1 tRNA gene is annotated in these 260 nt (G+C 33.5%); it reads right to left on the bottom strand.

Annotated features, from left to right (window positions below):
- Positions 1 to 79: 79 nt before the first annotated feature.
- Positions 80 to 155, bottom strand: a tRNA-Ala gene (locus tag FAY47_RS19945).
- Positions 156 to 260 lie beyond the last annotated feature (105 nt).

Here is a 260-nt window from a genome sequence, read left to right as displayed (position 1 = left end):
CTATTAAATATACAAAGAATATTTCTTGGCTTGTTGTATTTATACAAACAATATACTATGTGCAATTTTCAAAGAACAATGGTGGAGATAAAGAGATTCGAACTCTTGACCCCCTGCGTGCAAGGCAGGTGCTCTCCCAACTGAGCTATACCCCCATATAACTTAAAAGATCTACTTGATCTCTCAAAATTGAACAGAAAGTTAAAACCATTCTTTCGAGAAGAAAACCTATTTTAAGATTTTTTTCTTTACTAGTCAAG

The sequence above is a fragment of the Clostridium sp. HBUAS56017 genome (genome assembly GCF_007115085.1).
Lineage (GTDB): Bacteria > Bacillota > Clostridia > Clostridiales > Clostridiaceae > Clostridium > Clostridium cibarium.
Note: the sequence above shows the minus strand (reverse complement) of the source record. Positions and strands in the feature narration are given on the sequence as shown.